Here is a 14,273-nt window from a genome sequence, read left to right as displayed (position 1 = left end):
TTCCCACCGGAGACTGGTTTTTTTCATTAGAAAATGGATATCAGTTCTTTTGTATAAGGATGGCGATCTGCACTAAATAGCTGTTCTTGGTTGAACTGATCGACAATCTCCCCATCTTTCATAACCATGATTCTTTGACTCATTTGGTTAACGGCAGCAAGGTCATGTGAGATAAACAAGTAAGAAAGATGTAAGGTTTCACGAAGCTCGGTTAAAAGATTGAGTACGGCCCCCTGGGAAATCACATCTAAGCTTGCGGTCGGCTCATCTAGCACAATGAGATCTGGCTCAATACTGATCGAACGAGCAATCGTTACACGCTGCTTTTGTCCCCCACTTAGTTCATGCGGATATTGATTCGCTATATGTGACGGGAGTTCCACCGCTTCAAGAAGCTGCCCGATAAATGCTTCCTTTGATGTATAGGAAAAATGGCTAAGGGTTAGTTCCTTCCTATATTGTTCGTAAGGTTCAATGATGGAGTCTTTTATTTTCAGCTTTGGATTTAATGCGGCTGTCGGGTTTTGAAATACGATTTGAATTTTTTTCCGATGAGGATATAACTTGCGCTCGTTCATTCTTTCTATCGCTATATCATTTAAATAGATTGAACCACTGTCAACGGATTCAATCCGTAGTAAGCACCGTGCTAATGTACTTTTCCCACAGCCACTTTCTCCGACAAGGCCAAGACATTCTCCCTTGCCCAGGTGAAAGGAAAGATTGTTGACTGCCGTCTTTCCTCCAGGAAATGTTTTCATTAGATTTTCCACTACGAGTAAACTCATACACTTCCTACCTCCTCTAGCCCTGATGGAAGTCCCCGTTGTAAGATCGGTGCTGCCTGTATTAACTGTTTCGTATATTCGTGTTGTGGATGGTCTAGAATTCGATGCTTTCCGCCTGATTCTACGATTTTCCCATTCTTCATGACCGCTAAGCGTGTTGCATAACGTCTCACATGACGCCAATCATGAGTAATAAACAAAATCGTACAACCTGTTTCTTTTTGTCGCTTAGCAAGTAGCTCTAGCACTCGATGCCCGGATACACTGTCAAGAGCGGTCGTAATTTCATCAGCGATAATCAAATCAGGTGATAATAATAGGGCCAATGCGATAGAAACGCGCTGAAGCTGTCCCCCACTTAGCTGAAAAGGATATCTTTTGTATAACGTTTCATCTAAACCAACTGATTCAAGCGCTTCAATGGTCTTCGCTTTCCTACTTTTCGAATCACGATTCCCGTGCGCCTTCTGGTACTCATGAAAATGCTGACCGATGGTTCGAAAAGGGGTAAAAGACCCCTGATAATCTTGAAAAATATACGCAAGCTTTTGGCCACGAATCGCCCTTATTTCTTTGGGTGATAAGGATTGTAAATCATGATCGTTAAAAATGATTTTTCCCTCCACCTGCAAATTAGGTGAAAGCATACGTCCAATGGCCTGTGAGAGTAAGCTTTTTCCACTTCCGCTTTGTCCCACTAGTGCATACCACTCTCCTTCACGGATGGAAAGCGACACATTGTCCACAATTTTCTTTTCTCTCGTTCCAATGGATACTTGCTCCAGTGATAATATCATTGCTGTACCTCTTTCTTTACATCAAAACGATCCCGTAAATAATCGCCCAGCATATTGGTTAATAACACAACACTTACAATTGCTAAACCAGGATAGATCATTAATTCTGGTCTAGACTGAAAATAAGGCCGTGAGTCATTTAACATGGCTCCCCATTCAGGCATGGGAGGCTGCGCACCCAGTCCAATATAGGAAAAGGCAGAAATAAGCAGTATAATTTTCCCAAGGTCAAGACTTGCGAGAACAAGAACATGCCCTACTACATGGGGAAGCAAATGCTTTCGCATAATTTTTCTTGAAGATAGTCCGTTGATCCGAGCAATTAACACATAATCCTTTTGGGATTCCGATAATACCGTACTACGTACCAGACGGGCATAGCTTACCCATTTGACCAACACAATTGCCAGAACTAAATTACCGATCCCTGGCCCCATTAATCCACTAAGAACAATCGCTACAATGGTATCAGGAAAAGATAAAAATGCATCGCCAATTCTCATAAACACCCGGTCAACGAGCCCTCGTTTATATCCAGATATAATGCCAAAAGGAACGCCAATGAAAAGGGCTACCATCAATGCCAGCAAGCTATACCCTAGGGTCTGTTGACCACCTAATAATAACCTTGTCAATACATCTCGACCGAGCTGATCGGTTCCGAGTGGATGCTGTAAGCTCATTCCAAGAAGACGTCGATCGAGATCGGTTAAGACTGGATCATGCCGTAAATATAAAAACGTATAAATGAATACTGCCGAAAAGAAGACGACACCTAACAAGGCTATACCCGCTTGGATTCTGTTTTTTTTCGCCCTCGGCAAACGTATGGACAATCCTGTCATTCGTTCATCTCCCTTTCTTTTAGTTTCATTTCTGGATTTAAATATCGGTAGGAAATATCCACACATGTATTTACTAAGAAAACAACGATGGCCATGATTAAAATATATCCTTGGATGAGTGGATAATCACGTTGACGTATGGCATCAACCACCATCTTCCCTATCCCTGGATACGAAAATAATACTTCAATGACCACAACACCACCGATTAAGCTGCCTAAACTCACACCAAAGACCGTGATAACGGGGGGCAGGCTGTGTCGAAATGCATGAGCGAAAAAAATCCTCGTTTCCGATAATCCTCGAGCTCTGGCCGCTCGAATAAATTCCTGGCTAAGAGAATCTAGCAAACTAGAACGAAGCAAACGTACGTATACGCTTGATATAGCAAGACCAAGGGTCAATGATGGCAAGATCAATGAGATCAACCCATCTCTTCCCATGGTCGGAAGGATATTTAGACGTGCACCGAATAGATCAATAAATATAAGACCAAGCCAAAAACTTGGAATCGCCGCACCAAGAATGGATAAGACCCTACTGATTTGATCAATCCAGCTATTTCGATAAAGAGCAGACAAAGAGCCTAGCGGGATAGATACCAGTAACATGACGACCAATGCACCGACCGATAATTCAATAGTGGCAGGTAAGCCCATTAGAATCATATCCAATACGGGTTGCCCTGTAGCATAGGACAACCCAAAATCAAACTGAATAAAATTCATTAGCCATAATCCATACTGGACGAGTATTGGTTTATTAAACCCCATATCCTCTCTTAGCGCTTCTACTTGCTCCTGACTAACAGATAGCTCATCCACATTCAAAATCGTCAATACAGGATCACCAGGTGCCATTCGAACAAACAAAAAGCTAACAAATGTAATAAATAGGACAAACACTACTACTTCAAAGAATTTTCTTGTGACAATTCGGAACATTACTTCACATCCAACTCGTTCGTAATCATGTAATATTCACTTCGTGTCGTTACCCAATTTTTCACTTTGTTTTCGTCATAAGCCACAATGGTGGATGGGTGCAGGACAAATGAATTGATCACATTGTTATGAACAAAATCCGCTGCCTGCTCCGCGAGCTCAGCTCGTTCTTCTTGACTAACCGTTTGATTCAGTTGATCAATGATTTTTGTGAGTTCAGGCTCTTCCGCACCACTAAAGTTCAGAGCACCAGTTGGGTGATACGTGGCATTTAAGTAGTAGCCTGCATCTCCACGTGGAGCCGTTAAGTTACTATATGTGGCTAAATCCCAATCACGGTTTGACGCCATGTATTCCTCAGGAGTATCAATTTGACGAATTTCCACGTCAATTCCGATTCGTTTCGCATCCGATTGGAATACTTGCGCAATTAATGGCAAATCCGCTCTCGCACTATAGGTTAATAGGGTAAATGTTAGTGGATCCCCATCTTTTTGCATTTTTCCATCTACTAGTGAATACCCAGCGTCCTCTAAATACGTAACAGCCGTCATTGATTCACTTTTCTCATACGATGGAGCAAATGGTAGGGATGGTAAAAATGGTCCGACTGCTGGTTCCCCATACCCTAGAAGAATCGTATCAACAATCTTCTGGCGGTCAATCAATGCATCCACCGCACGACGTACATTGACGTCCTTCAAGCTTTTGCGTTCCATATTCATCGTCATTTGATGCACACGGAAGGTTGATGTTGATTCCACCTTGATTCCCTCTTGGGCACGTAACGACTCTAAACTTTCTACCTCTGGACGGTACACAATATCCACTTGTCCAGACTTCAACGCAAGGGTACGAGCATTTGCATCCTCATTGAAAGCAAATGTGACGGAATCAAGATTCGAAGCTCCATCCCAGTACTTAGCATATCTCTTAACCTCTAGCTTACTTCCCGGTGTAAAGGACTCAAGAGCAAATGGGCCTGTACCGATTGGTTTATTAATTATATCTTTTTCTGATACGTCGATAATAGAGACATTTGGATTCACTAGTTCAGATACGAATTCTGGAAACACTTCTTTCGTAGTGATGTTCAAGGTATACCCTTCTGCTTCAATGGACTCGATTTTCAATGCATTTTGAATCGCTACACTCTCCTGTAGCGCTCGGTCAAGTGAAGCTTTCACTGCTACCGCATCCATCTTCTTCCCATTATGGAACGTGACATCTTGACGAAGATGAATCGTCCAGTTCTTACCGTCCTCCCCTTCCCAGCTTTCTGCAAGCCATGGGGCAATCGTTAAGTTATCTTCGTCTAATTTGACTAACGTTTCTGTTATCCCAGCTCTTAGTGGAACGTAGCTTGAGTCAACATGAGGATCTAGAGAATTCGTAGAGAAATTGTAAAGAAAACTTATGTGCTTACCTTTTTCATTTACTGTACTCTGAGAAGAATTTGTGCAGGCACTTAACAAGATGACACCTACCAATAGGATAGCTAATTTGAAAAAGCTAGCTCTTATGTATTTATGGGGATTCATAATCAATTTAATCTCCTTCTCGGTCATTATATTTTATAATCGTAATCATTATGATTTGTATTATATCGAAATGATTCCGATTTGACAATGAAAAACTAGAAAGTTACTAATATATCTCCTGTTGTTACCTTCTAATTCATAGGTAAAAGGCTGATTTCTCATTTGAAATCAGCCTTTCTAACTAAGAGATAACAAAGAAATATTGTGTACTTCTATTATTTTTAACTTGGTTCCCATGTAATTGTTCTGTAAAATCGATCCACTTATAATTCTTCAGTTTATTTTCAAGCTTCTCACTAATTTCATCCTCAATATCATGCATGAATCGTACCGTTTCCTCTATTGACATATGGAATCGATCGGCCGCTTGATGATGTGGGGAATGCTCTCTTAGAAGGGCTAAGAATTCTTCTCTTGTATCGGATTGCTGAGCAAGAGAATCTTCAATTCCTTCGATAAATTGATAGAGCTTTCTTCTACTCCTAGGTAAGGAAGCTACAATATTTCTAACAAAAACCTCCATCATTTTTTCATTCATGCCTAATCCCCCTTCTTTCTCTTACCAGCTGGATTTCTTTACACCAGGGATCTGTCCCTTATGGGCAAGTTCGCGAAAGGCAATGCGTGACATCTTAAATTTTCTTAAATATCCTCTAGGTCTACCTGTCACTAAACAGCGATTGTGAAGACGGGAGGGAGCGGAATCACGTGGAAGTTTACTTAACGCTTCGTAATCGCCTTTTTCTTTTAGTTCTCTTCTCATTTCTGCATATTGTTCCACTAGCTTTTGTCTCTTAAGCTCTTTTGCCACTTTTGATTTCTTTGCCATATTCAATTGCCTCCTCTATGATAAGCAAAATCATTACGATTTATTTTTTATCCTTCATATTGTATTTTTGGAGGAAACGGTCCACTCTTCCGCCTTTATCTGCAAACTTCTGCTTACCTGTGTAAAAGGGATGGGTGTCTGAGCTAACTTCCACTTTTAGTAAGGGATACGTTTTTCCATCTTCCCACTCAATCTTCTCATTTGATCTTTTTGTAGAACCTGTTAAAAATTTAAAGCCACTGTTCACGTCCATAAAGACGACTTTATCGTAAGTAGGATGTGTATTGGGTTTCATTTTCTTCACCTCAGATAATTTTTTTCTTTCGCTTCGGAAGTCATAACCCTCTCTTTATGACCGATTCAATTGATTTTCCCATGTACCACACGTCATAAAACTCTTTTTATGACCTCTTCCCTTCCATATCCCCTGCCCCAGACGTCATAACTTTCACTTTATGACCTCCGCAACCTCCTATTTAATACCCAACGAGTCATAAGAGATATCTCACACCGTTACTTCTTCTACATGAAAAGGTGGAAGTGGATCACTTAGCTGGTTCCAGTCCTGAGCCATTTCCTCTTCTGTTAATAAACAAGCATCTAGACTCTCTACCAGTTCTTCTTTGTTAAAATCTATGCCGATGAAAACCAGTTCATTCATACGGTCACCATACTCCTCATCCCAACGTTCCCGTAATTCTGGTTCCTCCTCGAGAATTCTCGCTTGTTCCTCCTTAGAAGACGCCGCAATCCATTCTCCTGCTCCTTGAAAGATAATGGAGGGTCCCGCCTGTGAGAGTAGACCTGTCATGTTGTTTCGAGTCGCTAACCAGAAGAACCCCTTTGCACGAACAATCTCTGATGGCCAATTTTCCAACCACTGTTTCCATCGTTCTGGATGGAATGGCTTTCTACTTCGATACACAATAGAAGAGATTCCGTACTTCTCTGTCTCTGGTGTATGCTCTTCATTTAACTCCTTGATCCAGCCTGCAGCTTGACTTGCTTCTTCAAAATCAAAAAGACCCGTATGTAGGATATTGGATAAAGCGACAACCGAATGGGCACTTTCGACCACTTTGGCCTCTGGATTCAGCTTCTGAAGTACCGCTTTCAATTCCTCCACGCTTTCACGACTAACAAGATCGATTTTATTTACAATAAGAACATTCGCAAATTCAATCTGATCAATGAGTAGATCTACCACTTCCCTTGTATCACTTTCGTCATTCGCCTGTTTTCTATCAAGGAGACTTTCCCCTGATGCAAAGTCATGCCAGAAACGATTCGCATCAACCACTGTTACCATCGTATCAAGTTGGCAATACTTAGACAGCTTAATACCTAAGTCTTCATCCATATAACTAAAGGTCTGAGCAACAGGTACAGGCTCAGAGATTCCCGATGATTCGATTAAGATATAATCAATATCTCCCACCTTCACAAGCCGCTCCACTTCCACCATTAAGTCCTCGCGCAGTGTGCAACAAATACAGCCATTCTGCATTTCAACCAGCTTCTCTTCCGTGCGGCTAAATCCACTTTTCTTCACCATTGACGCATCAATATTTACCTCGCTCATATCGTTAACAATCACCGCAACCTTCAAATGGTCCTTGTTATGTAACACGTGGTTTAACAATGTCGTCTTCCCTGACCCTAAATATCCACTAAGAACCGTTACTGGTATCTTTCTCATCTTCTTCTCTCCCTTGAATTGATTTTAGGAACCATTCCGATTTAAACTTTATAAACTAGCGACAATTCTCTCAGCTGCCTGCCTAGCTCCAGAAATATCTCTAGCAATTGGACCTATTTCCAACTCGGCTAACGGTCCCATTACATACAAATGAGGACACCATTCGAGGTCTTTATTTACAATGGGATAGCCGCAATTGGCACAATGTAGATTTTCTTCTTCAATTAGTTTCTCTACCCAATTGCCAGGTCTAGTTGGTAAAAATCCTGTTGCAAGAAAGACATGTCGGACTTGATAAGCCTTTGAACTGACGCGAAGAGTTAGATACTCTTGGTCCATTGTATAAGAGGTTACTTCCCCGTCAACCACTCGTAGCTTTTTCTTTGCTTCTAGACCCTTTACTTTATGTAAGACGTCCGTAGGTACAGACCCTTTTAATCTAGCTTCTTTTATTTGTTCCCGACGAATACGATAATCCTTCACTTTACGATAGGGTCCTTGCCGTTTTAATCCTAACCAGCCTGGATCACTATCAAAGTCATGAACCCGAAATGGATGACGTTTGATTAGTGTCACTTCACCTGGATATTCTGTTGACATCTTGATCGCAAGATGAGCTGCCGTAATCCCTCCACCAATAATCGCTATCGGAGGTTTCATTACCATTAGATTTTCAAGCGTATCATCAAATATATGGTGAACTCGTTGGGGAGAATGCAAAGCCAGTTCTCTTGCCCAATCAGGTATCACTAATTGCTCATTCACACTAATGGCAATCACGACATTTTTCGACTGTATCAATTCTCCATTCTCCGTAGTTGCTTCCCACCCCCTCTTTCCTTTTTGAACCTTTGTCACTATCCCTTGATACCAACTCTTCTTTAAATGAGTGTCGGAAATGACTTGATCACTATGGTCATTAAACAATTGAAGGGAAGGCCGCTTATGCATTCGGTAAAATTGGTTATGTTGATCCGATATTTTACCGAATTGCTGCAAGCTAAAGGGATGAACATCAATATGATGAACGAAAGGAGACCGGAGATATTGCATACTTATTCGATCCGTATTTCGTTTCCATCTCGCCATCGGCTCCGAATGGGGATCAATGATACAAAGTTTCTCATTTTGTACTTTTCCATGTTTAAGCAAATACGTTGAAATCGTACAGCCATGAATTCCGCCTCCGATCACTAACCAATCAAACATTTCTTGACCTCCTTCCTTTTAATCGTAATTGTTACGATTTACATTCTAAACAAACTGAAAACGAAACACAAGTCCTCTTTTTTTATATTTAGGGAAAAGTTTCCTGCCTTTACCCCTTTTAAATATTTCATAAAAATGACAAATATGCCATTGCAAATCGTAATGATTACTATTATAATCAACCTAAATCGAAATTATTCCGATTAACCATACAGAGAAATATTTTTTTGAGGGAGTGAGAAAACTGAAGAAAAAAATAATTTTGCTACTTTCTTTTCTAACGGTTTTGTTCATATTGGCAGCTTGTAACAGTACTACGTCAACTGAGAGTAATGGTAAGACCACCAGTGACAAACTACAAATCTATACAACTATTTATCCCCTGCAATATTTTACCGAGAGAATCGGAGGAGACTTTGTTTCAACAGAGAATTTAGTACCTCCTGGCGCAGATGCTCATAATGTGGAGGTTACGACGAAAACCATGATCAATGTTGCCGAAGGAGATGCCTTCATATACACAGGAACTGGGGTAGAAGGATTTGCAGACGCCATCATGAAATCCCTCGAGAATGAAGAGGTAACCATTGTCAACTCCACTGAGAAGGTGTCGTTTATTGGTGCTACAGAAACGCATGAACATCACGAACATGCAGATGAAGAACACGCTGAGGAAAATCATAGCGAAGAAACCGCTGAAGAACATGGAGCACATGAAGAACACGAGGACCATGAAGCTCATGATGAGCATGAGGACCATGAAGGTCATGTACATACCTCTGACAAGGATCCTCATGTATGGTTAGATCCTATCCGTTCTATTACAATAGCAGAAAATATTAAAAATGCTTTAGTTAAAATGAAGCCTGAACAGAAACAAGAGTTTGAGGATAATTTCTCTACATTAAGAGCTGAATTAGAAGACTTGGATAAAGAATTTAAGAGTATGGTAGACCGTTCAAAAACGAAAACCTTTGTTGTTTCCCATTCTGCTTATGGATATTGGCAGGATGTCTATGGATTGCAGCAAATTGGGATTAGTGGTCTTTCCCCCACTAACGAGCCTTCCCAAAAACAGTTATCCACTATCATTGACCTGGTTCAAGATAACGGTCTGAAGTATGTCTTTTTTGAACAGAACTTGGAGAATAAAGTCGCTGAGATTGTAAAAAATGAAACGGGCACCGAAGCTCTTACCCTTCATAACCTTGAGGCCATTACAGATGAAAACATTCAGAATTCTGAAGACTACTTTGTCATTATGAGGGAAAATATTCAGGTTTTAGAGCAAGCTCTTAATTAAAATAAATAGCTTAACTAACCAGTTCCATGTTGGGAGCTGGTTTTTTGTTGGTTAACGTTAGGACTTCCCCTTTAGACTACCTAATAAAATATAACCTGATACAACTCCTGCAATGGTTGTCGTTACATATTGAGTGCCAAGGAGATAATTTGATAAAAAGATAGATACTACTGGTATACCTATTGAAAAGAGAAATGGGTACAAGGCAATATATAATGTGGGAATACCAATCATAAGGACTTTTCCCCAATCGATTTCCCATCGTTTGTTTTGTTTTAATTCTTTTACCAAACCGGGCACACGAAGAAACATTCCTATAAGTATTGGAAAAAAGCTCACAAACAACATCAATGGTACCATCCTATAATTCGAACGTTGGTACTCTTGTATTTCAAGTTGAATGAACGCTCCGATATATAAAATAATAGCAAAAACGACTGTCACAAAAAGGTACTTAGAGATGTGAATCATATCATCCCCTCCTTATTACATCCTACAACGAAAATGTAAAAATATTACACTATTCTTAGGCTCTCTTTTCCCATATCCGACTAAATCTCACGTTACCTTCAGTAAAGTTGATTTGAAAAACATAAGGATTACTAAGATTCTTCCAACACTCAAAATCAAAGTCGCGATTATAGTGCTTTAAAAGTAAAGCCATTATATTTCCATGACTAACGATTACCGTATCTTCAGACCCACTGTGAATCACTTCTTCTACCACATGCACGATTCGATTCATCGCTTCTTGGCTGGATTCTCCTCCTTCAAATTTTAACTCCATGTCAGTAAAAGTTTCCTGGAGTTTTTCATACCAGTCGGGTAAATTCTTCGCGCTTAGTACCCGCTCTGATAGACGATCATCAATTTCAATTTTTATATCTCTTCCCTCGCTTAGAGGTTGTGCGGTTTGAATCGCACGTAAAAATGGACTGGCAATGATTCGGTCTATTTTTGTATCGTTAAAAAACTCTACTAGATTCTCCGCTTGTATCCATCCTTTTTCTGTTAATGGCGATTCCGAAGGCTGTCCCTTTGCTTCACAATGTCGGACAATATACATTTTTTTCAACATCTTTCTTCCCCCCATAATAAAGTAATCAGACTAAAGGAACGAATTCACCTGTTCAAGAAATGCTTCTGGCTCTTCCATATAAGGAAAGTGAGCACTGTTGTGAAAGAGGACCAACTTGCTGTTCTCTAGCTGCCTATGTATTTGGTTGGAGATCGGTACTCCAGAATTTCTGTCATGCACTCCCGTGAGGATTAAGATTTCATGCTTTATCTCTATTAATCTCTTATATAGAGGAATCAAAGGCGGTTTATTCTGAATGGCTTTTAACATATGACCTGTATTGGTCATGTTACTCTCCTGTGTAAAGCGTCTGTACTCTTTGGCAAATGATTGATGTTCAAAAAATAATCGATCCACCGTAGCGGTATCGGCAGCCATCCAAAGACGCACATATTTTTCTTCAATTGTTCCTGGTTCCTCTAGAATGCGTTCGATGTCTGAAATAAATGAAGGATCCGCGATGGAAAGAAAACCTGCGATTTGAATAAGGTATTGAGCTTTCACTCCTAGTAAACTAGGCGCAGAGACAATCACTTTATTTATTTTGTTTGGGAATGCATGAGTGATCTCTAGCGCTAGCTCTCCTCCAAACGAATAACCCAATAAGTCCACCTTCTCCACACCGAGCCACTCATGGATTTCCTTTAAATCATTTATTAAATCTGAAAAGGTAAAAGCGTGTTCGGAATCCGGACTTTCACTTCTCCCGCAGCCACGTTGTTCATAATAGATCACCGTTCTATTTTTAGATAGTTGTGGCCCTATTGTTCGTTCAAAAGCATATTGATTTCCTCCGGGACCTCCATGAATAATCACTAAAGGAGTGGTGTGGTTCTCTGCTCCATCGATCCTAATCCAGTGAACAACCCCATTTATGTTTTGCATATATTCACCATTTTTTATTTTCATAGCTTCTCCCTGTCATCCGTCAATATGAAATAATTGTAAACTATTGGGTATTCCTACATCCACTAAACGGCCTTCATAACATAAAAAAAGAGGCTTTTAGCCCCAATACATTACAGTTGTATCTAACTTTCTAAATACATTTGTTATCGAATTTTCAAATTTCCTCATGAATTTTGTAGTCTTTCTCATACCACACTTGGAATAAATAAATAATGAGAGAAACTGCAATCATAATGGCAAATGTAATATGCGGAGACATATCTCCAGAAGCCATTCCGAGTTTTTGCTGAATAGGATACCATCCATAAATGTATCCACCATCTAACAATAAATTGGTGATCATATAAATAATAAATCTTCCATATGTAAGTCTAAATATCCAAATCGTTGCCACTAAATAGGCACTATACACCCAAGGGATATTAGCGATCTTATCCCATTTAAATAATGGCATTTCTCTCCACCAGTTAAAGTGATAAGCAGCTTGATAAATGATCGTGTTAATCACTGTTACCAATAAGGCCACTGGCAAAAATCTTTTCAAATGCATGTTCCCAATAAAAAGCAAGGTGAACCATGGGCCGATGAATAGACCCCACAAAATGACTTGGTTCAAGAATATCACTTCCAGTTAGAGTAAGGTTATCAATAATATTTGAATATTTTATTAAAGTTATACAAATATTATTTGATTATCATCTTTGTTACAAAATAAAGTAGGGAAACCACTTTTGTGGTTTCCCCCTTAAAACGGGACAGTGTACCTGTCCCCCTAACCCACTATTTTTCTGCTCCTGGTGGAAGATAAAACGGCGGTACTTTAATCCATCCGCGTTTACGCATTAAATGTTTTAACCTAGTAGCGAGTGCTAATTTTTCAGCTTGAAACTGAATAAACAGTAATCCAACGTCAGTACGGATGGACTCACAGGCACCACCAGCAGCTTGCATAATTAAACTAACCAGCTTTAGGGATAATTCATTGGCCAGTACATCATCCGTCATTTTCACACCAAGAGGGATACTTTTCGGGTCTGATTTTGGCACATCTTCCGGTGCAGAAGGTAATGTAACCCCTTCCTTAATTAAAAAATCATGCAGCTTTTCCCTTTGGCTTGTCCCTAATTTCATATCTTCTTCTAGCATTACTAGTAATTCATCATCGGTTGTGGTATTCAAGCCTGCTTGAACCGTTACTTTGGCTAATTCAAGACCAGATAAGTACGTCCAGCACGCCATCACTTCTCCCACATGAAGAGGCTGTTCTTTGTCTTGCTCTGATTGTGATTTCATCGCATCCATGATGGTTTCTATTATATTTAACATGCCTTTCCCTCCTGAACTCATTGCATCCTTCATAATTTCTGCCATTTCTCTCTTTATTATTCAGTATTACAGACGGCTAATATAGTTGCAGGCTACTTGTTCATTACTGCAAAAAACAAAGGGATAACTGAGATAATTTGTTGTTTCCTCTTTAGAAAACAACGAAGCTAATGTTACACTAGAAATCAAAGAAATGGAATAATCTTGAAATGGAGGATGAAGCAATGGATGAACCAATATTAGAAATAATTGATTTAAAAAAGAATTATGGTCCAAAGTCTGTGCTGAATGGTGTATCTTTTCAAGTGAAAAGTGGAGAAATCATTGGGTATATTGGTCCAAACGGGGCTGGAAAAAGCACGACTGTAAAGATTATGCTTGGCATTGAAGACGACTATTCAGGTGAGGTCAAAATTTTCGGCCAGGATATTTCCGATGGAAGTATGGAGTATAAACGAAAAATCGGTTATGTGCCAGAAATCGCCGAAGTTTACGATAATTTAACTGGCCATGAATATTTAACTTTTATTGGCGAATTGTATGGCCTTACTTCCGGTCTTGCCAGCGACAAGGCAAAAAGTCTAATGGAGATATTCGGCATCGGGGAAGTATATTATTCGCGAATTGCTTCTTACTCGAAAGGAATGCGTCAAAAGCTATTAATTATCTCGAGCTTATTACATAATCCGGATGTATTGTTTTTTGATGAACCCATCAATGGTTTGGATGCAAATAGTGTCATGATTTTTAAAGAGATTATGACGCAGTTTGCCGAGCAAGGAAAAACGATTTTTTACTCTTCTCATATTATGGATGTGGTTGAAAAAATAAGTAGCCGCATTATTCTGCTGCATGATGGAAAAATTGCTGCTGATGGTACCTTTGAAGAGCTAAAACAGCAAAATTCGGAAGGGTCACTTGAACAGATTTTTAACCAACTAACAGGATTTAATGAACATAAAGAACTTGGTGCCAGATTTGTATCGGTTGTAAGGGAGATGTGAG

At 39.8% G+C, this 14,273-nt stretch carries 17 protein-coding genes; 2 read left to right on the top strand and 15 right to left on the bottom strand.

All coding sequences use genetic code 11. The features are described 5' to 3' along the window. Nucleotides 1–26: 26 nt before the first annotated feature. From BKO01S_RS06885 to BKO01S_RS06840, 10 genes are all read right to left on the bottom strand, one after another. Nucleotides 27–788, bottom strand: a complete 762-nt coding sequence (locus BKO01S_RS06885) for an ABC transporter ATP-binding protein (protein WP_066050821.1) — start codon at nt 786–788, stop codon at nt 27–29. Continuing rightward, a complete protein-coding gene (locus BKO01S_RS06880) occupies nt 785–1,585 on the bottom strand; it encodes an ABC transporter ATP-binding protein (protein ID WP_066050818.1) in 801 nt (266 codons plus the stop codon). The genes BKO01S_RS06885 and BKO01S_RS06880 overlap by 4 nt, the downstream gene beginning before the upstream one ends. Further along, the gene (nikC, locus tag BKO01S_RS06875; RefSeq protein WP_066050816.1) at nt 1,582–2,430 is read right to left on the bottom strand and encodes a nickel transporter permease; all 849 of its coding nucleotides are present in this window, start codon (nt 2,428–2,430) and stop codon (nt 1,582–1,584) included. The genes BKO01S_RS06880 and nikC overlap by 4 nt, the downstream gene beginning before the upstream one ends. Beyond that, entirely contained in the window at nt 2,427–3,374 is a 948-nt protein-coding gene (nikB, locus tag BKO01S_RS06870; protein WP_066050813.1) for a nickel ABC transporter permease, read from the bottom strand. The genes nikC and nikB overlap by 4 nt, the downstream gene beginning before the upstream one ends. After that, nucleotides 3,374–4,915, bottom strand: a complete 1,542-nt coding sequence (nikA, locus tag BKO01S_RS06865; RefSeq protein WP_066050810.1) for a nickel ABC transporter substrate-binding protein — start codon at nt 4,913–4,915, stop codon at nt 3,374–3,376. The genes nikB and nikA overlap by 1 nt, the downstream gene beginning before the upstream one ends. A 181-nt stretch (nt 4,916–5,096) precedes the next feature. After that, complete coding sequence (locus BKO01S_RS06860; RefSeq protein WP_066050807.1) at nt 5,097–5,453, bottom strand: hypothetical protein; 357 nt, start codon at nt 5,451–5,453, stop codon at nt 5,097–5,099. Nucleotides 5,454–5,474: 21 nt separating this feature from the next. Beyond that, the gene (gene rpsN / locus BKO01S_RS06855; RefSeq protein WP_066050802.1) at nt 5,475–5,744 is read right to left on the bottom strand and encodes a 30S ribosomal protein S14; all 270 of its coding nucleotides are present in this window, start codon (nt 5,742–5,744) and stop codon (nt 5,475–5,477) included. 40 nt (nt 5,745–5,784) lie between these two features. Further along, a complete protein-coding gene (locus tag BKO01S_RS06850) occupies nt 5,785–6,039 on the bottom strand; it encodes a type B 50S ribosomal protein L31 (protein ID WP_066050799.1) in 255 nt (84 codons plus the stop codon). A 210-nt stretch (nt 6,040–6,249) separates the two neighbouring features. After that, nucleotides 6,250–7,443 (bottom strand): GTP-binding protein, encoded by a 1,194-nt coding sequence (locus tag BKO01S_RS06845; protein WP_066050796.1) that lies wholly within the window; start codon nt 7,441–7,443, stop codon nt 6,250–6,252. A gap of 48 nt (nt 7,444–7,491) precedes the next feature. Next, nucleotides 7,492–8,652 (bottom strand): Rossmann-fold NAD(P)-binding domain-containing protein, encoded by a 1,161-nt coding sequence (locus BKO01S_RS06840; protein WP_066050792.1) that lies wholly within the window; start codon nt 8,650–8,652, stop codon nt 7,492–7,494. Nucleotides 8,653–8,947: 295 nt separating this feature from the next. Between BKO01S_RS06840 and BKO01S_RS06835 the strand changes: the two genes are divergently transcribed. Next, nucleotides 8,948–9,955, top strand: coding sequence for a metal ABC transporter solute-binding protein, Zn/Mn family (locus BKO01S_RS06835; protein ID WP_232311186.1), 1,008 nt, complete (start codon nt 8,948–8,950; stop codon nt 9,953–9,955). Nucleotides 9,956–10,012: 57 nt separating this feature from the next. On the opposite strand, the gene BKO01S_RS06830 is transcribed toward BKO01S_RS06835, so the two are convergent. The 5 genes from BKO01S_RS06830 to BKO01S_RS06810 all read right to left on the bottom strand — a co-directional run bounded on the left by BKO01S_RS06830 (nt 10,013) and on the right by BKO01S_RS06810 (nt 13,268). Then, on the bottom strand, nt 10,013–10,426 hold the full coding sequence (locus BKO01S_RS06830; RefSeq protein WP_066050791.1) for a hypothetical protein: 414 nt from the start codon (nt 10,424–10,426) through the stop codon (nt 10,013–10,015). A gap of 55 nt (nt 10,427–10,481) precedes the next feature. Then, nucleotides 10,482–11,033, bottom strand: coding sequence for a histidine phosphatase family protein (locus tag BKO01S_RS06825; RefSeq protein ID WP_369690988.1), 552 nt, complete (start codon nt 11,031–11,033; stop codon nt 10,482–10,484). A 30-nt stretch (nt 11,034–11,063) separates the two neighbouring features. Continuing rightward, nucleotides 11,064–11,942 carry an alpha/beta fold hydrolase gene (locus BKO01S_RS06820; protein WP_066050788.1) on the bottom strand — a complete coding sequence of 293 codons (879 nt, stop codon included), beginning with the start codon at nt 11,940–11,942 and terminating at the stop codon, nt 11,064–11,066. Nucleotides 11,943–12,096: 154 nt separating this feature from the next. Continuing rightward, nucleotides 12,097–12,558: a hypothetical protein gene (locus tag BKO01S_RS06815; protein WP_066050785.1), complete on the bottom strand. Its 462-nt coding sequence runs from the start codon at nt 12,556–12,558 to the stop codon at nt 12,097–12,099. Between the two features lie 164 nt (nt 12,559–12,722). Continuing rightward, nucleotides 12,723–13,268, bottom strand: coding sequence for a DUF3231 family protein (locus BKO01S_RS06810; protein WP_198158775.1), 546 nt, complete (start codon nt 13,266–13,268; stop codon nt 12,723–12,725). Between the two features lie 224 nt (nt 13,269–13,492). Here BKO01S_RS06810 and BKO01S_RS06805 point away from each other — a divergent pair, with 224 nt between their 5' ends. Beyond that, nucleotides 13,493–14,272, top strand: a complete 780-nt coding sequence (locus BKO01S_RS06805) for an ABC transporter ATP-binding protein (protein WP_066050780.1) — start codon at nt 13,493–13,495, stop codon at nt 14,270–14,272. The last annotated feature ends 1 nt before the right edge of the window (nt 14,273 follow it).

This window comes from Robertmurraya korlensis NBRC 107688, from assembly GCF_001591645.1.
Taxonomy (GTDB): Bacteria; Bacillota; Bacilli; order Bacillales; family Cytobacillaceae; genus Robertmurraya_A.
This window is presented reverse-complemented; position numbering and strand designations above follow the sequence as displayed.

Excerpts from the sequence above, each read along its gene's own strand:
- BKO01S_RS06810 (WP_198158775.1), bottom strand. The coding sequence starts at position 13,268 with ATGTTAAATATAATAGAAACCATCATGGATGCGATGAAATCACAATCA.
- BKO01S_RS06860 (WP_066050807.1), bottom strand. The coding sequence starts at position 5,453 with ATGAATGAAAAAATGATGGAGGTTTTTGTTAGAAATATTGTAGCTTCC.
- BKO01S_RS06845 (WP_066050796.1), bottom strand. The coding sequence starts at position 7,443 with ATGAGAAAGATACCAGTAACGGTTCTTAGTGGATATTTAGGGTCAGGG.
- BKO01S_RS06805 (WP_066050780.1), top strand. The coding sequence starts at position 13,493 with ATGGATGAACCAATATTAGAAATAATTGATTTAAAAAAGAATTATGGT.
- rpsN (WP_066050802.1), bottom strand. The coding sequence starts at position 5,744 with ATGGCAAAGAAATCAAAAGTGGCAAAAGAGCTTAAGAGACAAAAGCTA.
- BKO01S_RS06885 (WP_066050821.1), bottom strand. The coding sequence starts at position 788 with ATGAGTTTACTCGTAGTGGAAAATCTAATGAAAACATTTCCTGGAGGA.
- BKO01S_RS06840 (WP_066050792.1), bottom strand. The coding sequence starts at position 8,652 with ATGTTTGATTGGTTAGTGATCGGAGGCGGAATTCATGGCTGTACGATT.
- BKO01S_RS06825 (WP_369690988.1), bottom strand. The coding sequence starts at position 11,033 with ATGTTGAAAAAAATGTATATTGTCCGACATTGTGAAGCAAAGGGACAG.
- nikB (WP_066050813.1), bottom strand. The coding sequence starts at position 3,374 with ATGTTCCGAATTGTCACAAGAAAATTCTTTGAAGTAGTAGTGTTTGTC.
- BKO01S_RS06820 (WP_066050788.1), bottom strand. The coding sequence starts at position 11,942 with ATGAAAATAAAAAATGGTGAATATATGCAAAACATAAATGGGGTTGTT.
- nikA (WP_066050810.1), bottom strand. The coding sequence starts at position 4,915 with ATGAATCCCCATAAATACATAAGAGCTAGCTTTTTCAAATTAGCTATC.
- nikC (WP_066050816.1), bottom strand. The coding sequence starts at position 2,430 with ATGACAGGATTGTCCATACGTTTGCCGAGGGCGAAAAAAAACAGAATC.
- BKO01S_RS06830 (WP_066050791.1), bottom strand. The coding sequence starts at position 10,426 with ATGATTCACATCTCTAAGTACCTTTTTGTGACAGTCGTTTTTGCTATT.
- BKO01S_RS06850 (WP_066050799.1), bottom strand. The coding sequence starts at position 6,039 with ATGAAACCCAATACACATCCTACTTACGATAAAGTCGTCTTTATGGAC.
- BKO01S_RS06880 (WP_066050818.1), bottom strand. The coding sequence starts at position 1,585 with ATGATATTATCACTGGAGCAAGTATCCATTGGAACGAGAGAAAAGAAA.